The organism is Pseudomonas sp. GM50 (genome assembly GCF_000282375.1).
In the GTDB taxonomy this organism is placed as follows: Bacteria; Pseudomonadota; Gammaproteobacteria; order Pseudomonadales; family Pseudomonadaceae; genus Aquipseudomonas.
Window position 1 is genome coordinate 1 of record NZ_AKJK01000126.1, and the last position, 25,333, is coordinate 25,333.

22 protein-coding genes and 1 pseudogene are annotated in these 25,333 nt (G+C 60.0%); 13 read left to right on the forward strand and 10 right to left on the reverse strand.

The features are described from left to right. Both PMI30_RS02540 and PMI30_RS02535 read right to left on the reverse strand, forming a co-directional pair. Positions 1–1,668, reverse strand: a 1,668-nt coding sequence (locus tag PMI30_RS02540; RefSeq protein ID WP_008014483.1) for an FUSC family protein, incomplete at its 3' end; no start/stop codon positions are given. A 139-nt stretch (positions 1,669–1,807) separates the two neighbouring features. Then, positions 1,808–3,307 (reverse strand): efflux transporter outer membrane subunit, encoded by a 1,500-nt coding sequence (locus PMI30_RS02535; RefSeq protein ID WP_008014484.1) that lies wholly within the window; start codon positions 3,305–3,307, stop codon positions 1,808–1,810. 358 nt (positions 3,308–3,665) lie between these two features. On the opposite strand from PMI30_RS02535, the gene PMI30_RS02530 reads away from it, so the two are divergent. From PMI30_RS02530 to PMI30_RS02515, 4 genes are all read left to right on the forward strand, one after another. Continuing rightward, on the forward strand, positions 3,666–4,634 hold the full coding sequence (locus tag PMI30_RS02530; protein WP_008014485.1) for a LysR family transcriptional regulator: 969 nt from the start codon (positions 3,666–3,668) through the stop codon (positions 4,632–4,634). A gap of 335 nt (positions 4,635–4,969) precedes the next feature. Beyond that, positions 4,970–5,347, forward strand: a complete 378-nt coding sequence (locus PMI30_RS02525) for a DUF6124 family protein (protein ID WP_008014486.1) — start codon at positions 4,970–4,972, stop codon at positions 5,345–5,347. Positions 5,348–5,594: 247 nt separating this feature from the next. Beyond that, positions 5,595–6,569, forward strand: coding sequence for a 2-hydroxyacid dehydrogenase (locus PMI30_RS02520; protein ID WP_008014487.1), 975 nt, complete (start codon positions 5,595–5,597; stop codon positions 6,567–6,569). 191 nt (positions 6,570–6,760) lie between these two features. Then, the gene (locus PMI30_RS02515) at positions 6,761–7,270 is read left to right on the forward strand and encodes a DUF2165 family protein (RefSeq protein ID WP_008014488.1); all 510 of its coding nucleotides are present in this window, start codon (positions 6,761–6,763) and stop codon (positions 7,268–7,270) included. A gap of 27 nt (positions 7,271–7,297) precedes the next feature. Here PMI30_RS02515 and PMI30_RS02510 read toward each other — a convergent pair whose 3' ends face one another. Then, positions 7,298–8,200 (reverse strand): DMT family transporter, encoded by a 903-nt coding sequence (locus PMI30_RS02510; protein WP_008014489.1) that lies wholly within the window; start codon positions 8,198–8,200, stop codon positions 7,298–7,300. 138 nt (positions 8,201–8,338) lie between these two features. Here PMI30_RS02510 and PMI30_RS02505 point away from each other — a divergent pair, with 138 nt between their 5' ends. From PMI30_RS02505 to fecA, 4 genes are all read left to right on the forward strand, one after another. Then, the gene (locus tag PMI30_RS02505; protein ID WP_008014490.1) at positions 8,339–9,214 is read left to right on the forward strand and encodes a helix-turn-helix domain-containing protein; all 876 of its coding nucleotides are present in this window, start codon (positions 8,339–8,341) and stop codon (positions 9,212–9,214) included. Between the two features lie 136 nt (positions 9,215–9,350). Further along, positions 9,351–9,839: a sigma-70 family RNA polymerase sigma factor gene (locus tag PMI30_RS02500; RefSeq protein WP_008014491.1), complete on the forward strand. Its 489-nt coding sequence runs from the start codon at positions 9,351–9,353 to the stop codon at positions 9,837–9,839. Continuing rightward, on the forward strand, positions 9,836–10,774 hold the full coding sequence (locus tag PMI30_RS02495) for a FecR domain-containing protein (RefSeq protein WP_008014492.1): 939 nt from the start codon (positions 9,836–9,838) through the stop codon (positions 10,772–10,774). The genes PMI30_RS02500 and PMI30_RS02495 overlap by 4 nt, the downstream gene beginning before the upstream one ends. A gap of 258 nt (positions 10,775–11,032) precedes the next feature. Further along, entirely contained in the window at positions 11,033–13,366 is a 2,334-nt protein-coding gene (gene fecA / locus PMI30_RS02490; protein ID WP_008014494.1) for a TonB-dependent Fe(3+) dicitrate receptor FecA, read from the forward strand. 304 nt (positions 13,367–13,670) lie between these two features. Here fecA and PMI30_RS02485 read toward each other — a convergent pair whose 3' ends face one another. Further along, positions 13,671–14,078, reverse strand: coding sequence for an HPF/RaiA family ribosome-associated protein (locus PMI30_RS02485; RefSeq protein ID WP_007903266.1), 408 nt, complete (start codon positions 14,076–14,078; stop codon positions 13,671–13,673). 214 nt (positions 14,079–14,292) lie between these two features. After that, complete coding sequence (locus PMI30_RS02480; RefSeq protein WP_008014496.1) at positions 14,293–15,240, reverse strand: LysR substrate-binding domain-containing protein; 948 nt, start codon at positions 15,238–15,240, stop codon at positions 14,293–14,295. Positions 15,241–15,375: 135 nt separating this feature from the next. Between PMI30_RS02480 and PMI30_RS02475 the strand changes: the two genes are divergently transcribed. From PMI30_RS02475 to PMI30_RS02465, 3 genes are all read left to right on the forward strand, one after another. Further along, complete coding sequence (locus tag PMI30_RS02475) at positions 15,376–16,752, forward strand: L-serine ammonia-lyase (RefSeq protein WP_008014499.1); 1,377 nt, start codon at positions 15,376–15,378, stop codon at positions 16,750–16,752. Positions 16,753–16,815: 63 nt separating this feature from the next. Continuing rightward, a complete protein-coding gene (locus tag PMI30_RS02470) occupies positions 16,816–18,117 on the forward strand; it encodes a serine/threonine transporter (protein ID WP_008014502.1) in 1,302 nt (433 codons plus the stop codon). A 210-nt stretch (positions 18,118–18,327) separates the two neighbouring features. Continuing rightward, on the forward strand, positions 18,328–18,642 hold the full coding sequence (locus PMI30_RS02465) for a DUF3509 domain-containing protein (RefSeq protein ID WP_008014505.1): 315 nt from the start codon (positions 18,328–18,330) through the stop codon (positions 18,640–18,642). On the opposite strand, the gene PMI30_RS02460 is transcribed toward PMI30_RS02465, so the two are convergent. Then, positions 18,639–19,139 carry a phosphate-starvation-inducible protein PsiE gene (locus tag PMI30_RS02460; protein WP_008014507.1) on the reverse strand — a complete coding sequence of 167 codons (501 nt, stop codon included), beginning with the start codon at positions 19,137–19,139 and terminating at the stop codon, positions 18,639–18,641. The genes PMI30_RS02465 and PMI30_RS02460 overlap by 4 nt on opposite strands. A gap of 378 nt (positions 19,140–19,517) precedes the next feature. On the opposite strand from PMI30_RS02460, the pseudogene PMI30_RS02455 reads away from it, so the two are divergent. Further along, positions 19,518–19,772: pseudogene (locus PMI30_RS02455) on the forward strand (YebG family protein); the annotation flags it as partial. 177 nt (positions 19,773–19,949) lie between these two features. Here the strand turns inward: PMI30_RS02455 and PMI30_RS02450 are convergent. The 4 genes from PMI30_RS02450 to PMI30_RS02435 form a co-directional block, all read right to left on the reverse strand. Next, positions 19,950–21,059: a dihydrolipoamide acetyltransferase family protein gene (locus tag PMI30_RS02450; RefSeq protein ID WP_008014509.1), complete on the reverse strand. Its 1,110-nt coding sequence runs from the start codon at positions 21,057–21,059 to the stop codon at positions 19,950–19,952. 28 nt (positions 21,060–21,087) lie between these two features. After that, positions 21,088–22,077 (reverse strand): alpha-ketoacid dehydrogenase subunit beta, encoded by a 990-nt coding sequence (locus tag PMI30_RS02445; protein ID WP_008014510.1) that lies wholly within the window; start codon positions 22,075–22,077, stop codon positions 21,088–21,090. After that, positions 22,070–23,164, reverse strand: coding sequence for a pyruvate dehydrogenase (acetyl-transferring) E1 component subunit alpha (pdhA, locus tag PMI30_RS02440; RefSeq protein WP_008014511.1), 1,095 nt, complete (start codon positions 23,162–23,164; stop codon positions 22,070–22,072). The genes PMI30_RS02445 and pdhA overlap by 8 nt, the downstream gene beginning before the upstream one ends. Before the next feature lie 132 nt (positions 23,165–23,296). Further along, positions 23,297–24,316: a Glu/Leu/Phe/Val dehydrogenase family protein gene (locus PMI30_RS02435; RefSeq protein ID WP_008014512.1), complete on the reverse strand. Its 1,020-nt coding sequence runs from the start codon at positions 24,314–24,316 to the stop codon at positions 23,297–23,299. A gap of 183 nt (positions 24,317–24,499) precedes the next feature. Here PMI30_RS02435 and PMI30_RS02430 point away from each other — a divergent pair, with 183 nt between their 5' ends. Beyond that, complete coding sequence (locus PMI30_RS02430) at positions 24,500–25,303, forward strand: SirB1 family protein (protein WP_008014513.1); 804 nt, start codon at positions 24,500–24,502, stop codon at positions 25,301–25,303. The last annotated feature ends 30 nt before the right edge of the window (positions 25,304–25,333 follow it).

Below are 25,333 nucleotides of genomic sequence, written 5' to 3' on the forward strand. Positions count from 1 at the left end.
CCCCCGCCACAACCAGCGGCTGTTGGGCGGCAGAATGATCGCCCCGGCCGCCGCACACACCAGCATGCCCATGATCATGGCGATGTAGTCGTTGATGAAGGCGTAAGGGTTGTAAACCGTGAGGTTGTCCGGCACCGAACCGGTGCTGAAGAAGATCAGCAATCCCAGGCCAACCCCGGCGTATTGCGGCCGCGAGGTCAGGAACGACCCGAGCACAATCACCGGCGCGAGCATCACGCAAAGCAACGGAAAACCGTCGATCAAGGGGAAGATGAAAAACATCTCGACGAAGCCGACCAGCGCCCCGAGCAACGTCCCGCAGGCCATCTGAAACGCCATGCGCTTGGGGTTCGGCGTCGCCGCTGAAAGGCCGACGGTGGCGGCGGCGATCAGGGTCATGGTCGCCCCGCTCGGCCACGCGGTGGCCACCCAATAACTGCCGAGCACCACGAGGATGAACGCTGCGCGAATGCCCGACGCCACCGAGGCCAGCCAGTTGGTTTGCGGGGTGAAGGGCTCGTCCCAGCGTTCACGTTCGTGGCGGTGATCGGCCAGCGACGCGTGGGTCTGTGCATAACTGTGCAGGTCGTCGACGAAGCGATAAAGCAGCTCGTAGGCGGTGTGAAAATCCAGCTGCTCGGCGGCGCTCGGATCACTCTCCTGAAAGGTCGCCCGCAGGCTGCGGACCCGCGCCGGCAAGTTTTCCTTATAGGTCGCCAAAGCGCTGGCCAGGCGTGCAGCGTCGGGGCTGGTCAAGGCGCGACCGCTGAAACCGTCGAGCACTTCGGCCAGATCCTGCAACCCCGGTTTGATCGCCGCGACAACATGATCGGTGCCGCTGCTGCGCAGGCGTTCGAGCAACTGATGCAGGGCATTGAAGCGTGTGGTAATGCCCATGAACTCGCTGTTCAAGCGACTGAGCCGACCATTGCGCCGACGCATGTGCGGGTCTTCGAACACCGTGACACTGCGCAAGCCTTCCAGCCCGACCGCCTCGGCGATGAAGCGCACATTGTCAGCTTCGAAAGCTTCGCGCTGGCTGCGACCGCGCAAGCCATCGGTGACGAACAGCGCGAACACGCCGAAGCGCTGATACAAGGCATTGCGCATCGCGGCGCTGGCGGTTTGCGGCAGGATCGCGGCGCTGACCAGCGTCGAGCAGAGAATCCCCAGGGAGATTTCCAATACGCGCCAGACCGCCGCCATGAACGCGCCATCGGGGTGAGCCAATGCAGGCAGCCCGACCATCGCCGCCGTATAACCGGCGAGCACAAATCCATAGGCGCGGAAGTTGCGATAACGCGCCGCGCCGGCCGAGCAGAGGCCCACCCAGATCGCCAGCGAGCCGAGGAACAGTTCAGTGTTCTGCGCAAACAGGGCAATCAACGCGACCATCACCGCCGACCCGGCCAAGGTGCCGAGGAAGCGATAGAAACTCTTGGCGAACACCTGGCCGCTTTGCGGTTGCATGACGATGAACACGGTGATCATCGCGGTGCGCGGTTGCGGCAACTCAAGACGCATGGCCAGCCACAGGGTCAGGAACGCGGCGAACAGCACCTTGAAAATGTACACCCAGGTCACGCCGTCGCTGCGTGCCCAGTCGAAGAAACCCCGGCGCCATTCAAGGGAATACAGCCAGCGCAAAGGGGCAGGCAAGGGAGTCATGGAATTTTGCTCAATGAAATTCAGTCAGGTCGCGGAACCTGTGGGAGCGTGCCTGCTCGCGATGGCGATTTCACATTCAACATTGATGTCGACTGACATACCGCTATCGCGAGCAGGCTCGCTCCCACAGGTTTTGTGTTCAACGCAAAAGAACCGGGGTTTTCGGGGGCTGGGTTTTCTCGGCATTCGGGACGTCGTTGCCAGCGCCGAGGCCTCCGCCCAAAGCAGTCACCAATTCCGCATGAGCACTCAACCGTGCAGCCTGAACCTGCTGCTGCACTTGCTGCTGCTTGAACAACAAAGTCTGCGCATTGAGCACGTTGAGGTAATCGGTGAGCCCACGCTGATACGCGATCATCGCGATGTCGTAGGTCTTCTGCGCCGTGGCCACCGACTCGGCGGCGAAAGCCTGTTGCTTGTCCATCGACTCACGACGAATCAGCTGGTCGGAGATGTTCTTCAACGCGTTGACCAGGGTCTGGTTATACCTGGCCACGGCGATGTCGTAACCGGCGGCGGCTTCGCCCAGCTCCGAACGCAAGCGGCCACCGTCGAAGATCGGCAACGAAATCGCCGGGCCGACGCTGTAGTTGAGCTTCTTGCCGGTCAAAAACTCCAGCGCCCCACCGCCGGTGGCCATGTAGCCGAGGTTGCCGACCAGATCGACGTTGGGGTAGAAGCCCGCGTGAGCGACATCGATGCCCCGCGCCTGCGCTGCCACTTGCCAGCGACTGGCGACCACGTCCGGGCGTTGACCGAGCAGTTGCGCCGGCAAAGACGACGGCAACTTCAGCGCCGCGCCCAACGACAGCGTCGGCCGTTGCAACTGCGCGCCCTCCCCCGGCCCCTTACCGGCCAGCGCGGCGAGTTGGTTGCGGCTGAGGGCAATTTCCTCGTCCAGTGCATCGAGTTGCCGATGGGTTTCCGGCAATGGTGTTTCGGCCTGGCTGACGTCGAAATGCGTGCCAATGCCGCCGTCCAGACGCTTCTGTGCCAGGTCGAGAATTTGCTGTTGCTGCTTCAAGGTCGCCGCGACGATGTCCCGTTGCGCGTAATGCAACGAGAGCTCGATGTAAGCGCGCACGATGTTGTTCTGCAATTCGAGCTGAGCCTGCCGTGCTTCGGCGGCGCTCATGTGGGCCATGTCCACGGCGCGTTCGGTGGCGTTGCTTTCGCGACCCCAAAGGTCGAGGGCATAGCTGAAACCCAGCGCGGCGTTGTTGTCCCAGGTGGTGGTATTGGCCAACTCGCCGGGGCCGTAGAACTGATCGGTGGGCCAGTTGTGGCGCTTGAGGGTGGATTGGCCATTGATCTGCAACGACTCGGCGGACTCGGCAACGCCGGCCATGGACCGCGCCTGTCGCACTCGCGCGGCGGCCATGGCCATGCTCGGGCTGCCTTGCAGGGCGAGGTCGATCCAGCGGTTCAGTTGCGGGTCGCCGTAGGCTTGCCACCATTGGGCGGTGGGCCAGTGAGCGTCTTGTTCGGCACTCTGAATGGCGTCGTCGGTGGCCAGTGAATCGGCCTCCAGTGCCTTGCCCTGTGGGGCAATACCGCCGGTTCCGATGCAGCCGCTGATTGCCAGGGTTAAAGCCAAAACACTGAGCGTCTTGAGCGCTCTGTTGATGCGACGCGGCACTGCTGCGATTTCCTGAGATGGAGAGGTACGGAGAACTTCTGGGGCCGGGCTTTTTGTGGCGAGGGGGCTTGCCCCCGTTGGGTTGCGCAGCGACCCTAAAACCGGTCGCCGCGATCTTCAATCAGAATGCGGTGACCGGTTTACGACTGCTGCGCAGCCGAACGGGGGCAAGCCCCCTCGCCACAAGGCCCGCACCTACAGGGGCGCAATTCTAGGGGTGGGCCTGGTTGGCGATAAGCCGGGATTCTTGTGAATCTTTGTTACCGTTAACGCGATAATCCCTTGGTCGCGCCTTTAGTCGCCTGTAAAGAATCAGCAACTTCGTGTCACAATTTGCCATTCGCCAAGAGAGCACCCCATGGACACTTTGCAAAACATGCGCGCCTTCAGCTGCGTGGCCGAGGCCGGCAGCTTCACCGCCGCCGCCGTGCAACTCGACACCACCACGGCCAACATCTCGCGCGCGGTCTCCAACCTGGAAGCCCACCTGCAAACCCGTCTGCTCAACCGCACCACCCGCCGCATCGCCCTGACCGAGGCCGGCAAGCGCTATCTATTGCGTTGCGAGCAGATCCTGGCCTACGTCGAAGAAGCTGAAGCCGAGGCCAGCGACGCCCACGCGCGCCCGGCCGGGCAACTCAAGGTGCACACCATGACCGGCATCGGTCAGCACTTCGTGATCGACGCCATCGCCCGCTACCGCAAAACCCACCCGGACGTGACCTTCGACCTGACCATGGCCAACCGCGTGCCGGATCTGCTCGACGAGGGCTACGACGTGTCCATCGTGCTCGCCAGCGAACTGCCCGACTCGGGCTTCGTCTCCCAGCGATTGGGCATCACCTATAGCATCGTTTGCGCCTCACCGGCCTATGTGAAAGCCAACGGTTGCGCGCATAAACCCAGCGATCTGCTCAACCACGCCTGCCTGCGCCTGGTGAGCCCGGTCATCCCGCTGGAAAAATGGACCTTCGACGGCCCTGAAGGCCAGGAAATGGTCACCATTAACAGCTCGCCGTTTTTGGTGAATTCCGCTGATGCAATGAAGACTGCGATCACCAGCGGCATGGGGGTTGGTGTTTTACCGGTGTATGCGGCGATTGAAGGGCTGCGCAACGGCACACTGGTGCGAGTGATGCCGAACTACCGTTCGCAGGAACTGAATCTGTATGCGATTTATCCGTCGCGGCAGTATCTGGATGCGAAGATCAAGACCTGGGTCGAGTACTTGCGCGGGTCGTTGCCGGAGATACTGGCGGCGCATCAGGCGGAATTGGCGGCGTATGAATTGAGTGGGAGTTTGGGTGGGGCGCGGTTGGCGAATTGATCTCACGGTCCTACAGACGGGGTGATTTTTGAGGATGTTTCCCACAGGTTTTGACGGTTGTTGCTTCGGAAACGAAGTGGGTAGGCTTTGTGGGTCGCTACCAAATCAGCGATCAGGTCTGGAAAACCTGGCGAACACTTACCAAACCCCATGGCATACTGCGGCGCTTTTTTCTGCACGCAATTCCTTGTTATGGCGGCTGTGCGCGGGAGACCTTCGGGTCTGCCGGGTTTGGTGGATGTTCCGGTTTTTCCAGTCCGCGCGCAGCTGCCACCCTTTCGTCTGGAAAACGAAAGATGGCAGTTCCACTTCATCTGCCAATGAGTAACTTCCGCATGATTAAAGAAACACCGAATCCTCCTGAAACCGACGACGTTTCCCCCTACGAATCCCTCGATTCAAAAAAGCTCCACGAAGCCGCTAACCGCGCGCTCGATCACTACCTCAATCCAGCCGCTCTCAAATCCCCCGTGGCTCGCAAGCCAAGCACGATGTATATGCTCGCACCGGCGATCAAAGACGAAGACCTGTTGGCCCACACCTGTGAGTCGTTGGCCCAGGCCAGTGTGATGGCCAGCAATTTTGCGACCTATCTGGAAGGCCCGCATCGGAATACGGCGATGGCGATTCAGCAAATCGTCATGCTGGCCGAGCTGGCGGTGAACCGGATGCTGGATAATCTCAACGTACCAAAACCCGCGCCACACAGCTGACCCTTGTAGGAGCGAACTGTGGCGAGGGGGCTTGTCGGAACGCCGCATCGCCCCGTTTGAGTGCGTAGCACTCACAAGATCTTTGGTACATCAAAAATTTTGGGGCTGCTACGCAGCCCAACGGGGGCAAGCCCCCTCGCCACAGCCAGTTTTGGATGGTGTACACCCGGCAATCCGAGCGCTCGCATAATGTCCGGGAAGAATGTTAGCGTGCTTGGCATTCTCCAAGCCCGACGAGCCGCCTCCAATGAAAAAAACCGTCCTCGCCTTCAGCCGTATCACCCCACCGATGATCGAACGTCTGCAACAAGACTTCGACGTGATCGTGCCGAACCCGAAAAACGGCGACATCAACGCCCAATTCAATGAAGCCCTGCCCCACGCCCACGGCCTGATTGGCGTCGGCCGCAAACTCGGTCGCGCGCAACTGGAAAATGCCGAAAAACTTGAAGTGGTCTCCAGCGTCTCGGTCGGCTACGACAACTACGACCTCGCCTACTTCAACGAACGCGGGATCATGCTCACCAACACCCCCGACGTCCTCACCGAAAGTACCGCCGACCTGGCCTTCGCCTTGCTCATGAGCAGCGCCCGCCGCGTCGCCGAGCTGGATGCCTGGACCAAGGCCGGCCAATGGCAAGCCACCGTCGGCGCGCCGTTGTTCGGTAGCGATGTGCATGGCAAAACCTTAGGGATTGTCGGCATGGGCAACATCGGCGCGGCCATCGCTCGTCGCGGTCGGCTGGGCTTCAACATGCCGATTATCTACAGCGGCAACAGCCGCAAGACCGAGCTGGAACAGGAGCTCGGCGCGCAGTTCCGCAGCCTCGACCAGTTGCTGGCCGAAGCCGATTTCGTCTGCCTGGTGGTGCCGCTCAGCGAAAAAACCAGGCACCTGATCAGCCACCGTGAACTGGCGCTGATGAAACCGAGCGCCATTCTGGTGAACATCGCCCGCGGACCCGTAGTGGATGAACCGGCGCTGATCGAGGCGCTGCAAAACAACCGGATTCGCGGCGCCGGCCTGGACGTCTACGAGAAAGAACCGCTGGCCGAGTCGCCATTGTTCCAACTGAAAAACGCTGTGACCTTGCCGCACATCGGCTCGGCGACTCACGAAACCCGTGAAGCCATGGCCAACCGTGCCTTGGCCAACTTGCGCAGTGCCTTGTTGGGTGAGCGGCCGCAAGATCTGGTAAACCCACAAGTGTGGAAAGGCTGACTAAATAAGGGCAGGCGGTTAAAACGCCTGCCCGCGATGTTTCCCAATACCCCAACCAAACTACAAACAATAAATCACGTACAAACATCACACACTTTGAAATTCAGTCATTCGCCAAAAAACCAGTCAGCACTATAGACTCTCCTTACTTACCCGGCCGTGACGGGAACCCACCAAGGAGCACAACTATCTTGCACCCTCTAAACACCGACCAAATCATCAGAATCAGCAAAACAGCCCTTATGTTTTTTGTGAGCCTGTTTGGTTTGCTCATGATGTATAGCAACTTCACCGACTATGCTACCAACTACGAATACGTCGGGCATGTCCTGAGCATGGACACCACTCGAGAGAGCCTTAAATACAGTAATCGGGCCATCACCTCCCCCATGCTCCATCACCGAATCTACTGGATCATCATCACGCTTGAAGTCATTTACACCGTCTTTTGCCTCATGGGTACTTATCAACTACTGAAAAATATAAGCAAGGACGCAGACTCATTTCATGAGGCAAAAAAATTCGCACTCCTCGGATTGCTTATCGCCATTTTCATTTATTACGTAGGTCTGCAAGTTGTCGGCGTTGAGTGGTTCAATATGGACCTTTCGGAAACATGGAACTATAAGGACTGGGCACGACATATCGTCGATTTCATATTTCCACTGCTAATCTATATTGCAATTCGGACTGAGCGCTGAACGTGATCCGAACCGATCTTCAGCACGTCAGGCCAACTTGCCGTTACCTTGCATCACCGGGGCCTTGGGTTTACGGAACACCAGCACATTACCCAACATCACCAGCACCAGCCCCACCAGTGCCGGCGCCGTCCATTGATAGCCTTCGACAAACGCCGACACATTCAGCGCCACCACCGGAAAGAGAACGGTGCAATACGCTGCCCGCTCCGGCCCCATGCGCCCGACCAGCGTCAGGTAGGCGGTGAAGCCGATCACCGAGCCGGGAATCACCAGGTACAACAACGAGCCTAAGTAGCGGGCATTCCATTCCATGTCGAACGGGATGCCTTTGACCAGACACCACACCGTCAACATCGCCGCGCCGTAAGCCATGCCCCAGGCATTGGTGGTCAGGGGTTTCAGGCCGGCCTTCTGTTGCAGACTCGACAACATGTTGCCCGCCGAGAAACACAAGGTGCCGAGCAACGCCAAACCCAACCCGAGCAAGGTTTGCGGGCTGGCGGTATGACCGGCCAGCTCCGGCCAGAACAGCAGGCCGAGCCCGAGCAAGCCCAACGCGCCGCCCATCAGCACGTTACGGGCAATTTTCTGGCCGAAGAACACCCGCGCATTGAAGGCGTTCCACAAGGTGGCGGTGGAAAACACCACGGCGACCAGACCGCTGGGGATCCATTGGCTGGCGGTGAGGAAGCACATGAAATTGATGCAGAACAGGCACAGGCCCTGAGCCAGGCAAATCAGATGCCCGCGACGGTTCATCACTTGCAGGCGCCGGCTAAGCAGCAACATCACGAACAGCACCAGCGCGGCGAGACCGAACCGATAGACGATCGACACCGGAATCGCCACCACGCCCAGTTGCCATTTCAAGGCGATCCAGGTGGTGCCCCAGATCAGCACGGTCAGCAGATACAACGAAAGGTTCATGGTGAAGACTCCTGAATAGGCCTTCAGTGTCCGGCGCGAAACACTTTTGCACTTGCATAAACTTGCGCTTTTGTCGGTCGGCGGGCTGGCAGGTCAACGTCTACGGAGTAGGATGCAAGGCGTTGGAGAGAACTGATTATGGCCGCACTGGAAACTCTGCAAGTCTTTCAAGCGCTTAACCGCTCGCCCAATGCTCGCCTGGAGCACAGCGCCGAGCTCGGTGACGGCATGGCTGCAGCTTTGTGGAACAACCATCACGACGCCCAGGACTACGAAGCGCCGAGCCATCACACCCTGTCGTGCTACATCGCCGGCGGCACCGGCACCTTTCGCCGCGACCAGCCCGGCACCAAGGGCGGCCCGGACAAGCTGTGCATCCTGCCGGCCGACCATCAGTCAGGCTGGGTGATCAATGGCGATATTCGCCTGGCCCACCTGTATTTCAGCCCCGAACAATTTGCCCTTGGCTGCGTCACGCTGCTCGATCGCGAACCGCGGGAATTGCAGTTGCGCGAACGCACGTTTCTCGAAGACCCGCCGCAAGCCCGGCGCTTTCGGCAGTTGATCACTCTCAACTGGGATGAACCCGGCGAACGCCTTCTCACCAGCAGCCTGGCCCACGAAATGCTCAGCCATGCCCTGCTCAGCCAGGTCGGCGTGCGTGAGGGCTTGCGCCTCAAGGGTGGGTTGGCGGCACATCAACGGCGGCAGTTGGTGGAGTTCATCGATCATCAATTGGCGGAAGCGATCAGCCTTGGGCAGCTGGCGGCATTGTGTGCGTTGTCGGAATACCACTTTGCGCGAATGTTTCGTGTGAGCTTCGGTTTGCCACCGCATCAGTATGTGTTGGCTCGGCGACTGGGCCGCGCGCGGGAGTTGTTGCGCGCAACGTCGCAGCCGTTGGGGGAGATTGCCTTGGCGTGCGGGTTTGCCAGTGCGAGCCATTTCACCAATCGGTTTCGGCAGGCTTTGGGCGGGACGCCGGGGGAATATCGGCAGGCGTTCTTGCGCTAGCGCTGCAATCCAGTGGATTTTCGGGGCCTGTACAGCCGCCTTCGGCCAGGAGCCGATTGCCGGATGCAGGTCTCGCCCCTACAATGCGAACAATTCTTGTTCTCTAACGTATCGAAATGCGTCTGGAGCGGTTCCGTTGTCGTCAGCCACTACCGTCGAAGTCCTTTATCACGCCCATCACAACTGGCTCACCGGTTGGCTGCGGCGCAAACTCGGCTGCCCTGACAGCGCCGCGGACCTGGCCCAGGACACGTTCATGCGGGTGCTGACGGCACGGGAAACGCCCCAGATCATCGAGCCACGGGCATTCCTCACCACCATCGCCAAGCGCGTGCTATTCAATCATTACCGCCGTCAGGATCTGGAACGCGCCTACCTCGATGCGCTGGCGCAGATGCCGGAAATCGTCGCGCCGTCGGAGGAGGATCGGGCGATCATCCTGCAAACGCTGACGGAACTGGACCAGTTGCTCGACGGTTTGCCGCGCCTGGTCAAGCGCGCCTTTTTGCTGGCTCAGCTCGATGGTTTGACTTATCCACAGATCGCCACTGAACTCGGCATTTCCATCGCCACCGTCAAACGGCACCTGAACAAAGCGGCGATGCGCTGCTACTTCGCACTATGAACAGCCCTGCGGATTTCTCCTCTCAAGTGGCTGAGCAGGCCGTACGCTGGTGGATGGAAATCCAGCAAGGGCCGTTGAACCCGCGGCAGCAAATCGCCTGGCAGCAATGGCTCGATGCTCACAGTGAACACCGACGGGCCTGGGAACATATTCAGCGAGTCAATCAACGCTTGCGCGGTTTGTCTTCACCGCTGGCCCATGCCGCCCTCAACGCACCGAAATCCGCCGGCCGTCGTCAGGCGTTGAAGCTGTTGCTGATTCTCGGCGCGGGTTCGGCGGTCACCTGGGGCATGCGCGAGCACAATCCGCTGACGCCGTTGCTGGCCGACTACCGCAGCCCGATCGGTCAGCGACGCAAAGTGCCGCTCGGCGATGGCAGCCAAGTACAGCTCAACACCGCCAGTTCGGTCGATGTGCGAACCGAAGGTCAACAACGGCTGATCCGCTTGCTCGAAGGCGAGATGCTGCTGACCGCCACCCAAGCGTTTCAAGTACAGACCGCACAAGGCCTGTTGAAAACTCAAGGTGGGCGGCTGAACGTGCGGCAGTTTTCCGATCGCACTCACGTGACGGTGTTCGAAGGTAGCGTCGAATTGACGCCCGATGGCGGGTCGCCACGGATGCTGCAAACCGCCCGGCAGTTGAGCTTCGGCGCACGCGGCATCAGCGCTCCCCTGCCACTGGACGCCAACAGCGGTGCCTGGGCTGACGGCATGCTGGTGGCCGCGCACATGCGCCTGGGGGATTTCCTCGATGAACTCGGTCGCTATCGCCGGGGGCAACTCAATTGCGCGACGAATGTTGCCGATCTGCTGATCTCCGGGACTTATCCACTGGACGACAGCGAGCGGATTCTTGATCTGCTGGAAATCAGTTTGCCGGTGAAGGTGAGGCGTTTTACCCGGTATTGGGTGACGGTTGAGGCGCGGGCCTGATTCCAGGCGAACCACACGCTGTGGCGAGGGGGCTTGCCCCCGTTCGACTGCGCAGCAGTCGCAAAACCTGCACCCAGGTATGCCTGAAGGAACGTGTTCAGCTGTTTTGGGTCCGCTTCGCAGACCGACGGGGGCAAGCCCCCTCGCCACAAGTGCGATACCACGCAAAAGATATGTGTTTAACGTGAGCCGTTTTTCAGATCTGGCGTGACAGAGAAGGAAAGCCCCCTTGATTCAACCTTCTCAGGATCGCCCTCCATGCAACCCACCCGTCTCACACCTATGGCTCGAACCTTGCGCCAGCTCTTGCTGGGCGCCAGCCTGAGCTTTGGCGTTCTGCCACTGGTGCACGCCGCTGACGCCAAGCCGTACCACATCGCACCCTCCTCGCTGGAGAACGCCCTCAACCAGTTTGGCCGTGAAGCCGGCGTGCTGATCTCCTTCGGCTCGCAAATCACCAGCGGTGTGCAGAGCCGCGGCCTGGAAGGCAACTACACCCCTTCGCAAGGCTTGAACGCGTTGCTCGAAGGCACCGGCTTGCAAGCCCGCGCCGAGGGTAACAATGCCTTCAGTCTGCAACCGGCGGGTGATGCGACGCTGGAGCTGGACACCTCGAAAGTGGTCGGTGACTGGCTCGGCGATGCGGCGCAAACCAACGTCTTCGAACATCCTGGCGCTCGCGATGTAATCCGTCGCGAAGAATTCGAACGCCAGGGCGCGACTCAGGCCAGGGACGTGCTCAACCGCATCCCGGGGGTAAACGCGCCAGACAACAACGGCACCGGCAGCCATGACATGGCACTGAACTTCGGCATTCGCGGGCTCAACCCTCGGCTGGCTTCACGCTCCACGGTATTGATGGACGGCATTCCGGTGCCCTTCGCACCTTATGGTCAGCCGCAGCTTTCGTTCGCGCCGATCAGCATGGGCAACATGGACGCGGTCGACGTGGTGCGCGGCGGCGGTGCAGTGCGCTACGGGCCGCAGAACGTCGGCGGTGTGGTCAACTTCGTGACTCGCGCCATTCCCGATGAACCGACGGTCAAGGGCGGCTTCCAGACTGAAACCAGTCCGTCGTCCAGCCATGACGGCTTCAAAACCACCGGCAACCTGCTGGCCGGCGGTACGGCCGATAACGGTTTGGGCGGCGCGATTCTGTACTCAGGCACCCGCGGCGGTGACTGGCGTGAACACAGCGACACAGAAATCGACGACCTGATCCTCAAGGGCAAATACCAGCTCGATGAGGCCAACAGCTTCAACGCCATGGCCCAATACTACGAAGGCAAGGCGGACATGCCCGGCGGGCTGAACGTCGCCGATTACGACGCAGACCCGTACCAGTCGACACGCCCGAAAGATCAGTTCTGGGGCCGCCGCACGATGTTCAACTTCGGCTATCGCTATCAGGAAGATCGCCGCGAGTTCACCGCCAATACCTTCTTCACCAAGACCCTGCGCAGCGGTTATCTGGACCAGGGCACGTTCCTCTCGCTGTCGCCACGCGAGTATTGGGTACGCGGCCTGGAAACCCGTTTCGCCCAAGGCTTCGATCTCGGCCAGACCAGCCATGAAGTCGGTGTCGGCTATCGCTATATCAATGAGGCCGGCCACGAACTGCGCTACCGCACGCCAATCGCCAGCAACGAGTACCCGACCACCAACAGCCGCAACGACCGCGACACTCGGGGCGGCACCGAGGCCAACGCGTTCTTCGTCGACGACCGGATCGATATCGGCAAGTGGACCATTACGCCAGGCATCCGCTACGAGATGATCGAGTCGCAGCAGACCAATAACCTGACCAACGTGAAGTACAAGGGTGACTACAACACCGCCCTGCCGGCGCTGAACGTGCTCTATCACCTGACCGACAGCTGGAACCTCTACGCCAATACCGAAGGATCGTTCGGCAGCGTGCAGTACAGCCAGATGCCTAACCGGGTGACCAGCGGCGAAGTCAAACCGGAGAAGGCGCGCACCTGGGAGCTGGGGACCCGTTACGACAACGGCGCGTTGCGCGCCGAGATTGGTGCGTTCCTGATCAACTTCGACAACCAATACGAAAGTAATCAGACCAATGACTCGGTGATCGCCCGGGGCGAAACACGTCATCAAGGCATCGAAACCAGCATCAACTACGCCCTCGACGACTTGAACCCGGCGCTGGCCGGTTTCGATGTGTACGCGACTTACGCTTATGTTGACGCGACCATCCGCGAAGACGGGCCGAACAAGGGTAATCGTGTGCCGTTCTCCTCCAAACACAAAGGCACGGTCGGCGTCGGTTATACCGAAGGCGCGTGGAAACTGAACCTGGACAGCAGCTACCAGAGTGACCAGTTCGCTGACAACGCCAACACCTCGGCCGAAAGCGCCGATGGCAGCACCGGCAGGATTCCGGGGTACATGTTGTTCAGCAGCCGCGCGGCGTATGACTTCGGGCCGAAACTGTCGGACCTGAATGTGGCGGTGGGGGTGAAAAACATCTTCAACCACCAGTACTTCACCCGCTCGTTCGATGACAACAACAAGGGCAAGTACGTGGGTGAACCGCGGACGTTGTATGTGCAGACTTCAGTCGCGTTTTGATTCAATGGCGGCTAGTGCACACCCCTGTGGTGAGGGGGCTTGCCCCCGTTCGGCTGCGTAGCAGTCGCAAAACCTGCTATCCGGTTTTTCCTGACACAACTCATTGGATGTTTTTGGGACTGCTACGCAGTCCAACGGGGGCAAGCCCCCTCGCCACAGAAGCCCCCTCACCACAGAAGCCCCCCTCGCCACAGGTTCCATGGAACCACAGGGGCCGGCGAATACCAGAAACAAGAACGGGCCTGCAATGCAGGCCCGTTTTTCAGGTGGAGAGAAAGTGGGAAGGTAAAAAGTGAATCAGGCCTCAGCCGTTTTGTGCAGCCTGTTCGTTCTCGAGAAACTCGTCTTCCAGCAGCGCATCGGCAACAGGCCTTTCGAACGGCACCACAGCGGCACGTGGTTTGCCCCGCAGTTTGCCGAACAGATGTTCAAGCGCATGTTCGAGTTTTTCGGCCGCACCGTCGATCGCCAGTTCCAGGTTAGCGGCTTTATGGGTGACAGAAATCGGTTGGTGGCCTTTTGGCCGCGCTTCCAGCTGGCAGCGCATATCGTGGGGACCAGGCTTGTCGCCGTTCTCATCCCGCAGGTGGACCTCGACGCGGGTCAGGTCCTCTTCATAACGTTCGAGCGTGCTCTCAATGGTAGTTCGTACCCACTCCTCCAGTCGGATGCTGCTTTGAATATGGTTATCGCTATTGACTTGGATTTGCATAGTTCCATCCCTTATTTCAGCTAGCTCGCGAGAGGCCCTTCGGCTGGCCCTTGGGCTTCATCACCGTGACCTCTTGGTTACACAATCGGTGTGTGCGCAGAACATTTCAACCCCTAAAAAAAGATAAATATTGATTCGCAAAAAAAGCCGGACAACAGGCAAAAGCGCTGTTAAGGTCGGGAGTTGGGTCGCCTCGCTCTTTTGTCATAATTGCTCACATCTGCTGCTCGGCCAGCGGATGCAGACTACGAAATATCTCCGCCTCCTCCACCAGCCAGTCATGCACCGCGCGTACGCCCGGATGGCTCAGCGCGCCCGGCGCATAGAGCAGCACGTAACGCTTGTGATTAGGCACCGCCAGGCCAAACGGCACGATCAACGTCCCGCGCTCCAGTTCATCGTTGAGCAGCGTTCGCCGCGCAATCGCCACGCCCATCCCGGCAATCGCCGCTTCGATGGTCAGGTGATTGCGATTAAAGGTGTGCCCGCGCCGTACATCCGCGCCTTCGAAGCCGATGGCGTTTAGATAAAACTCCCATTCCGCATACTCGTAACTGCCGCGCCAGGCGGTGATGTCGTGCAGCAACGGAAAATGCACCAGGTCTGCCGGGCCATGCAGCGGCGGCCTTCCACGCAACAGGCTCGGGGCACATACCGGAAATATCTGCTCGTCGAGCAAGGCTGTGGATAACAATCCGGGATAACTGCCGTCATTGAGATCAATGGCCAGGTCGAACTCGCCTTCGTGCAGTGGAATGCTGCTGTCTTCAGCCACCAGCCGTAACTGGATATCCGGGAACCGCTGCTGCAAACGCGGCAACCTGGGGGTCAGCCATTTGCTCAGGAACGATGGAATCGAGCGCAACCGCAAAATCCCGCTGATCATTCCCGCATCCAGTCGTCGCAATTCCGCATCGATGCTGCCGTAGGCTTCGTTGACGGTGATAGCCAATCGCTGGCCTTCGGCGCTCAATTCCACGCCCCGGGCGCGACGGTGGAAAAGTCGAAACCCCAGCCGCTCTTCCAGTTGGCGAATTTGCTGACTGACCGCCCCCGGCGTGATGTGCAGTTCTTCGGCGCAACGGGTGAAGGACAAGTGCCGCGCGGCACACGAAAACACGTGCAGCCAGACGTAGGTCTGGGCGTGCAATTGGCGACTCATTGTTTAGTCCTGCTAAAGGCTGTCTTAGGAAGTTTCGTTGGTCACGTAGGACCGAGGTTGGCAGTATCGCCGACATTGCGCTTGTCCTACAAAAATGGCAGCGATTTCTCTTCCATTGCTTGTATAGGCTTTAGCATGGCTATCAGTGTTTTCGATCTCTTCAAAGTCGGCATCGGTCCGTCCAGTTCCCATACCGTCGGCCCGATGCGCGCCGCCGCGACCTTCACCCAGGCACTGATTGACCAAGGTTTACTGGCCGACGTACGGCGGGTAGAAGTCCGACTTTACGGCTCCCTTTCGGCCACCGGCGTTGGCCACGCGACCGACCGCGCCTGTGTCATGGGCCTGATGGGTGAATGGCCAGACAGCATTGATCCGAACTCCATCGACAGCCGAATCCAAACCTTGCGTGAAACCGGCGAACTGAGTCTGGCCGGCAAATCGACCATTGCCTTCAACTGGCAGCGCGATCTCCTGCTGCTCGACGAAAGCCTGCCCTACCACCCCAACGCCATGTCCCTGACAGCCTTCGGCGAAACCCGAGAGCTGTTCGAGCAAACGTACTACTCGGTGGGTGGTGGTTTCATCATCGAAGCGGCCGAAGCCGAGTCCGGCATTGCTCCTTCCAGCGACGTAGTGCTGCCGTACGATTTTTCCAGCGCCGCCGAATTGCTCAAGCTCTGTAACCAGCACGGTTTAAGGGTTTCCGAGCTGATGATGGCTAACGAACGGGCCTGGCGCAGCGACGCCGAGATCCGCCAGGGATTGCTGCATATCTGGTCGGTGATGCGCGAATGCGTCGAGCAAGGTTTGCGTCACGAAGGCATCCTGCCCGGCGGTCTGAATGTTCCGCGCCGCGCCGCGAAATTGCACCGCAGCCTGCTGGAAATCGGCAAACCGAATGTCATCAGCTCCACTCTGTCAGCCATGGAGTGGGTCAACCTGTTCGCCCTCGCCGTGAACGAAGAAAACGCGGCGGGCGGACGCATGGTCACCGCGCCTACAAACGGGGCGGCGGGGATCATTCCCGCCGTGCTGCACTACTACATGAAATTCAACCCGGACGCGTCGGACGATGACGTCGTGGCGTTCTTTTTGGGCGCTGCCGCTGTAGGCATTCTCTGCAAGAAAAACGCCTCGATCTCTGGCGCCGAAGTCGGCTGCCAGGGTGAAGTCGGTTCCGCCTGCGCCATGGCCGCCGCCGGCCTGGCCGACATACTCGGAGCGACTCCCGAGCAACTGGAAAACGCCGCCGAAATCGGCCTGGAACACAACCTCGGCCTGACCTGCGATCCGGTCGGCGGTCTGGTGCAGGTGCCGTGCATCGAGCGCAACGCAATCGCTGCCGTGAAGGCGATCAACGCCACGCAAATGGCCCTGCGCGGCGACGGCAAACACTTCATTTCCCTGGACCGGGTGATCCGCACCATGCGCGATACCGGCGCCGACATGCACGACAAATACAAAGAAACTTCACGGGGCGGCCTGGCGGTGAGCTGGGTGGAGTGCTGAGGAGCGCTTCCTGACCGTCCGCAACACGTGAGCCCGAGCAAGAATAATAACGAGGCGAAAACGATGACCGAAATACGTACACCTGCTGCCGATAATCCTGCTGTAGACCTGACACACAATAGCGAAATAACCCACAAAGGCTGGAGCAAGCACGACACCACCTGGATGCTTGGCCTCTATGGCACGGCGATTGGTGCCGGCACGTTGTTCTTGCCGATCAACGCCGGCGTCGGTGGTTTCTGGCCGCTGCTGCTCCTGGCGGTACTGGCCTTTCCGATGACCTTCTTCGCCCACCGTGGCCTGACGCGTTTCGTGCTGTCCGGCCGTTCCGGGGACATTACCGAAGTGGTGGAAGAACACTTCGGTATCGGTGCCGGCAAGCTGATCACGCTCCTGTATTTCTTCGCGATCTTCCCGATTTTGCTGGTGTACAGCGTGGCGCTGACCAACACCCTGAGCAGCCTCATGGAGCACCAGTTGCACATGACGCCGCCGCCTCGGGCGATTCTGTCGCTGGGGCTGATTCTCGGCTTGATGGCGATCGTGCGTTGCGGTCAGGGCGTCATCGTCAAATGCATGAGCGTGCTGGTTTACCCGTTCGTCGCGGCGTTGCTGCTGCTCGGCGTCAGCCTGATTCCAAACTGGAACGGCGCATTCTTCGCCACCGCCAGCGAAGGCATGCCACTGCCGCTGTTCTTCAAGACCTTGTGGCTGGCGATTCCGGTGATGGTGTTCTCGTTCAACCATTCGCCGATCATCTCCGCCTTCGCCGTCGATCAGAAACAGCGTTACGGCGAGCAAGCCGAACGCAAAAGCAGCGGCATTCTCGCAATCGCTCACGCGATGATGGTCGTCACAGTGATGTTCTTCTGCTTCAGTTGCGTACTGGCGCTGTCCCCGGCTGATTTAGCCGCCGCGAAGGCGCAGAACATTTCGATCCTGTCGTATCTGGCCAACCACTTCCAGACACCGGTCATTGCTTACGCCGCGCCGTTGATTGCGCTGGTGGCGATCACCAAATCCTTCCTCGGCCATTACATCGGCGCCAGCGAAGGCTTTCAGGGCCTGATCGTGAAAAGCCTGCGTGGCCGTGGTCGAGTCATGTCCGCCAGTTGGCTGAACCGCATCACTGCGCTGTTCATGATCCTCAGCTGCTGGGCCGTGGCGACCTTCAATCCGAGCATCCTTGGCATGATCGAAACCCTCGGCGGCCCGATCATCGCGTGCCTGCTGTTCCTGATGCCGATGTACGCCATCCGCCGCGTGCCGGCCTTGCGCCAGTACTCGAATCAGGCCTCGAACGTGTTCGTGGTGTTGATCGGTTTGATTGCACTGTCTGCGATCATCTACTCATTCATGCCCTGAAACGGGCAGGCAAAAAGAAGGCGGGCCACAGTGCCCGCCGTTTTTTTGCCGTATCCATTGTCCGACAGTTTTTCCGGCATGCCCCTTGCTGTATCCCCTACGCGGCACGGAAGAAAGCGCATGAACATGGAAGGCCGGTGGTCTGGTGTTGCGAACTAAACCCGATCACGGCCGTCAACAACTGCACGTTCAATCAGGCGGTGACGCATTATGGACAATCCTTTTCAGCTCATTACCGATGCCTTTGCACCGGATTATCAAGTCAACCTGAGCATTCAGGGGCTGGACGGCAGCATCATGCTGACCCTCTCCAAAAGTGGCCGCGTGGTGGCCAAACGGATGATCAGCGCCGAACAGCGCAATGACCCCAAGCGCCTCAAACGCCTGGTGCAGAGCATTCAATTCGGCATCGCCATCGAACAGGGCCACAGCGCCGTGGCCATCCTCGAAGCCATGACCGACGGCGACAATCGCAACCCGCCGCCACAGGTCAAATCCCGGCCCCGACCTGCAATGGGGCTTTAAATCTCGCCCTTCTCCACTTCGGGATGCTCACCGGAACCCGCACCGATCTTGCGTTGCGGGTGTTCGATCTTCACCGAAGGAAATTGCGACGAGGCGTAACGCACCACCAGAATCGAGAACGCCAGCAGCAGAATCCCGCCGCACAGGTAGATGATCCCCAGGTCCGGCGGATTATGGTGCGAGACGTTGGAGATCAGCAGCCGGGTCAGCGCGGTGATCGCCACATAGATCAGGAAACGCACCGGCATGTGGTTGGTCTTGAAGTAAATCCCGACCATCGCCCCCAGTTCCAGGTAGATGAACAGCAGCAAGATGTCATCGATCTTGATATGCCCCTGTTCGAGCATTCCGAGGAATTCCATCACCGCTGCCCAAGCGGTCACCGCACCGATGGCGAAGAGCGCCAGGTAGTGGAAGGTCTCGACGAACAGGTTGCCCAGGGACTCGGCCAGTTGGTGCACGTTCTGCCGTAGGTTCTCGGCCCAGTTGATTTTCACTTTGATTGTTCCTTAGCTCGGTTCGAGCGGATGATGCGGGTTGGACGTGACGGTTGTTCTGCATGCAGAAAAAAGGCCAGATACTGTTGGGTGAGATGATGGCTGCGTGACATGAGACACGTTAGTGGTATCAGGACGGACGCCTTCGCGGGCAAGCCTCGCTCCTACAGGGGTTGGTTGCGGGTGTGCGTCCGACACAAAACCTGTAGGAGCGAGGCTTGCCCGCGAATGGAGCGACTCGGTCCACCTGACAAACCCTGAATTCGGTCTACATTAAAAAGCCACTACCCAAAGCGCAGGGATTCGCTTATCCTTTTCGCTGTATATAGATACAGTAGTCGAAACAGACAACTAATGTGAAGGCATGTGAGGTGGTGAATGGCCGTCGAAGTGGTATACCGCAGCAGCCGAGATCTGGAGCGCTTGTTCATGGATAAAGCCGAAGCTGACCGTCATGACAAAATGCTCGAACTGGCCGAATTGCTGGCTGAAGTGTTGCAAAAAGCCGTTCCGTCCCTGACCGAACAGCAAGTGGAAGAAGCCGGGATCTACATGGCGAAGAACCGTGATGTGTTCGCCAAGGCGTTCAAGAGCCAGCCGGACGCACTGTCCGAACTGCTGAATGCACCCGCCGAAGCCATTGAACCTGTTAAAGCCACTGAACCTGTTGAAGTAGCTGCACCAGTTGAAGTAGCGGGCGCTGAGCCAACCAAGCCAGCCAAAGCCGCCAAGACGCCAAAGTAAGCAATGCCCGAATTGAATAGGCCCTGAGTCAAATGGCTCAGGGCCTTTTTCATGCCTGCGGGAAACCTAGACCTCGGGTTGTTCCAGCGCCTGGACCAACGCTTTGAAGAATCGTGCCGCCTCGCCGCCGGTGACCACACGGTGATCGAAAGTCAGGGACAGCGGCAAAATCGGATGCACCACCACCGCGCCCTCGACCGCCACCGGTTCATCGCGGATCGCCCCGGCGGCGAGGATCGCCACTTGCGGTGGCACCACCACCGGGTTGGCGTAGCGGCCGAACAAGGTGCCGAAGTTCGACAGGGTCAGGGTCGCACCCATCATTTCCTGGGGCGGGATCGAGCGCGCCTGCACATCGGCTCGCAGACGCATCACACCTTCTTTCAAATCCGCCGCCGTGCGTTGACCGACATCACGCAACACCGGCACGAACAAGCCGTCCGGCGTATCCACGGCAATGCCCAGATCGAGTCGTTCATGTTGCTTGAGCGACAGGCTTTTGCCGTCGAAGGCGCTGTTGAGTACCGGCTCCACCGCGCAGGCCGCCGCCATCGCCTTGGCCAGGCGAATCAGCGGTTCTCGCGCCTGTCCCCAGCGATGCAGATCGGCATCACCGAAAATCGTCACCGGCACCACTTCGACATGGGACCTGGCCATGTTCAGCGCCATGCTGCGTCGCACCCCGCGCAGCTTCTCGCCGCCGAAGCGCTCGCGCTCAGTCTGGGCCGCGTTTTCCACGTCGCTGCGAGTGATCAGGCCTTCCTGGCCGGAACCCTTCAAGCCGCTCAGTTCAACGCCGAGCTGCCGAGCCAGTTGACGCACCGCTGGCGTAGCACGGTTCGCCAGATGCTCACGAGTCGAAGGCGCAGCGCCGATAAAAAATGCATCCTCCTGATTCGTACCGCCGCCCTCAAGCCGCCCGACCACAGTGCCCGCATCCGCTTCGCCTTCGTAACCGAGCAGAGGTTCGCCAACGTGAAGAATGTCGCCCTCGCCACCAAACGTTTTCGCCACCACGCCGTCGTAGGGCGCGGGAATGTCCACCAGCGCCTTGGCGGTTTCCACCGACACCAATAGCTGGTCGGCCTTGACGATATCGCCGGCCTTGACGTGCCAGCGGACGATTTCCGCTTCCTGCAAGCCTTCGCCCAGATCCGGCAGTTTGAAATATTTCATCGCAACCTCCTCGGCCTCAGGCGTCTCTTCAGGGGTAGTGCTGCATGACGGTGTCGCAGGCATGAAGAATGTCTTCGACGCTGGGCATGTACAGCGATTCCAGTCGATACAGCGGCGGCGGAATGTCCGGCGCGGTGACTCGCTGGATCGGTGCCTGCAACTCCAGAAATACCCGTTCATAGAGACTGGCGGCGATTTCCGCGCCGACCCCGCAGGAGCGCGGCGCTTCATGCACGATCACGCAGCGACCGGTCTTGCGCACCGAGGCCTCCATCGTGTCGAGGTCCAGCGGTTTGATGCTGGTGACATCGATCACTTCCGCAGAAATCCCCTGTTCGGCCAATTGCGTGGCGGCTTGCAGGGTTTCCATCACGCTGGCGCCCCAACTGATCAAGGTAATGTCGCTGCCTTCACGCAGGGTGAAACAACTGTCCAGCGGCAAGCGTTTGCCGTCATCCAGCAGCGGTTGCGGGTTCATTCGATAGAGTCGGGTCGGCTCAAGAAATATCACTGGATCAGGATCATCGATGGCCGCGAGCAACAAGCCATAAGCCCGGGCCGGCGAGGACGGGATCACCACCCGCAGCCCCGGAATATGCGCGAACAGCGCTTCGGTGCTTTCGCTGTGATGTTCCGGCGCGCGAATCCCTGCGCCCATCGGCGAGCGCATCACCATCGGGCAGGTGATCCGCCCGCGCGTGCGATTGCGCATGCGGCTGGCGTGGGACACCAGGTGCTCCATGGTGGCGTAGATGAAACCCATGAACTGGATTTCCACCACCGGTTTCAAGCCTTGGGCCGCCATACCCACCACCAGCCCGCCGAGCATGGTTTCGGCCAGCGGCGAGTCGATCACCCGTTTGAAACCAAAGCTGTGACGCAGGCCCAGCGTGGCGCGGAACACGCCACCGTTCACCCCGACGTCTTCACCGAGGACGATGACGTTCTCGTCTTCACGCATGGCCCGATGCAACGCCAGATTCACCGCTTCCAGCAGTGTCACCTTACCGTTACTCATGGCCCGAACCTCCCGTCCGGCGCGCCACCCGTTCGAGAAATTCTTCGCGCTGCTCGGCCAGCGCTTGCGGCCACTGGGCGTAGACATGATCGATCACTGATTCCGGTGTCTGCAGGCCCGCCGCTTCAAAGTTATCCACAGCCCCCTGCACCAAACCTTGGCATTCGCTGATCAGTGCCTGTTCGCGGCCCTCGTCCCACACGCCTTGCCCGGCCATGAAACGTTGCAGGCGTTTGATCGGTTCTTCAAGCCAGGCCTGCTTGACCTCGTCTGCCGACCGGTAGCGCGTGGCATCGTCGGCAGTGGTGTGATCGCCGAGGCGGTAGCTCAGGCATTCGAGCAAGACCGGCCCTTTACCGTGGCGCGCCCGTTCGAGGGCTGCTTGCACGCGGTCGTAAACGGCGAGCATGTCATTGCCGTCGACTTGCTCGCCGTGGAATCCGGCGCCAATGGCTTTCTGCGCCAAGGTGGGAGCGCCGCACTGGATTCGTCGCGGTACCGAGATCGCCCATTGGTTGTTGTTGATCACAAACACCACCGGCAACTGCCAGGCGCCAGCAACGTTGAGGGCCTCGAGGAAATCCCCTTTGCTGGTCCCGCCGTCGCCGCAAGTAGTGACGGCGACCCGATGCTCTCCACGGATTTTGAAGGCACTGGCAACGCCGCAGGCATGCAGGGCCTGGGTGGCGATCGGCACACAGATCGGGAAATCCTGAACGACCGCCGGGTCGGCGAAGTCGCTGCCACGCTCATCGCCGCCCCAATACAAAAGGATTTCTTCCATGCGCACGCCGCGCATCAACTGCACGGCGGTGTCGCGGTAATACGGGATCAGTACGTCTTCGGCGTGCATCAGGCTGCCGACCGCGACGCCAATGGCTTCCTGGCCCAAGGTCGGCGCGTAAGTGCCGATGCGCCCGGTGCGTTGCAAGGCGACAGCTTTCTGATCGAAAAGGCGGGTCAGGACCATCTGCCGATACAGGCGCGTCAGCAGATTGAAGTCGTCGGCCCAGTCGGGAAGATTGCCGAGCAACTGGCCATCAGGGGATAAAAATCGGGTGTAAGGCAGCTCAACCTTGTGAAGCATCACAGGGCTCCTGGCACGCGTGAGTCGGCGTGCATTTGTCAGGCCCGACGCTTGTGACGCAGGGCTTGGGGAGCAAGTCGGCCGGATAGGCTCTCACTCCCTCATCGATTCAAACTGTTCACCCGTACAGCATCACCGGTACAGCACTTTCTCCGCCAACTCATCCGCCACCCGGGCCGGAGAGCGCTTTTCCGCCTGGGCATGGGCGAAGACTTCGGTCAGCCGTGAACTGATTTTCGACAGGTGCGCGGTAATGGTCGTCAGCTCTTCGCCGCGATGCTTGAGCGACACATAGATCAGCCCGCCAGCATTGATCACATAATCGGGCGCATACAGAATGCCCCGGCGCTCCAGCTGATCGGCGATTTCCAGATGGATCAGTTGGTTGTTTGCCGAACCGGCGACCGCCGCGCAGCGCAGTTGCGACACACTGTTGCTGTTAAGCACACCGCCCAGGCCGCAGGGCGCGAGTATGTCGCACGGCGTGCTGAGCAGCGCATCATTGGCGATTGGATGAGCGCCCAACTGCTCCATGGCCAGTTGCACCTTGCCATGATCGATGTCGCTGACCAGCAGCTCGGCGCCGGCCGCGTGTAACTGTTCGGCCAAGGCATAACCGACATTGCCCAGGCCTTGAATGGCTATGCGCAGTCCTTCGAGATTATCGCTGCCCAAGCGGGCCATGGCAGTGCTGCGAATACCGGCAAACACGCCCATGGCGGCGTGCGGCGCGGGGTCGCCCGCAGCGGTGGTGCTGGTGACGAATTGGGTGTGTTGGGCGATGCAATCCATGTCCGCCACCGAGGTGCCGGCGTCGATGGCGGTGATGTAGCGACCGTCGAGTTCGTTAATGCAGCGACCGAAGGCTTCAAATAGCGCGGCGCGGTTTTCCACATGGGCCGGGCGAACAATCACCGCGACGCCACCCCCTTGAGCCAGGCCGGCCAGGGCCGCCTTGTAACTCATGCCTTGGGCAAGGCGCACAGCATCCTCGATCGCGGATTCATCGCTGGGGTAAGCAAGGTAACGACACCCACCCAGGGCAGGTCCCAGACGGCTGTTGTGGATGGCAATCACCGCCTTCAATCCGGTGACCGGATCGACGCTCAGGTGCAGCGATTCAAGGCGAGTGCTTTGCATGAGAGCGAACATCGTAGGGCTCCCGAATCACTTCTTGTAGTCGCCAGTATAGGCTTGCGCACAAAAATTGCAGAAGCGCACCGGAATAAGCGGCGCCGCTTTGAACGCTTTCGGACATAACCTGTTACCACCTGTGTGCAGCACTGGACGAAAGCCTGTGACGGGGCTAAAACGAGGCATTCCCCGGAGATTTTGATGACCCCGCGCCAACGTTTTTTCGATTGCCTGCAACGATCACCGCCCGCGCTGTTCGAGGCGGCGCTATGGATCGCCGCCGAGCACGATAAAGAGCTGGATCCCCAGACGGTGCTGGCGGATTTCAAGGATCTGCAACAGCGAGTCAGCTACGGGTTGCCGATGCTGCCGGTGAGTGAATTGGCCCAACCCTTGCTGCGGCGAATGAATGACCTGGGGTTCGCCAAGGACGACTCCACGCCCTTGCGCCCGCAAGTGGCGTTACTCAATAAAGTGCTGGAACGTCGGCGAGGCCAGCCGCTGGTGCTGGGTCTGATTGCGCTGGAACTGGCCAGAAGGCTGGAGATTCCCATGGTCGGGGTCAACTTTCCCGGGCATTTCCTGCTGCGGGTGCAAGGCGCCGATCACCTGCTCGACCCGTGCGGCGGACGACGGCTGTACCCCAATGATTGCCGCGAACTGCTGCAACGCCAGTACGGCCCGAACATGCAGCTCGGCGCCGAGCATTTATTGACTGCCGAACCGGTGCAGATGCTGCAGCGACTGTCGCGCAACCTGCGCCAGTTGTACCTCACGAACGATGACTACATCGATGCCTTGGTCGACGCCGAGCGCGTGCTTGAATTGGGCAACGCCAGCGCCTCCGACTATCTGGCCCGGGCCAGTCTCTACCAACGACTGGACTGCCCGAATGCCGAGCGCTTTGACCTGGAGCATGCATTGCTGCTCAGTGACGATCCGGTCCAGCGGATTCGCCTGACTGAACGATTAGGCCATCTACCGCCCAATTCCATCGTCCATTAATCACCGCTCCCTGTAGGAGCCAGGCTTGCC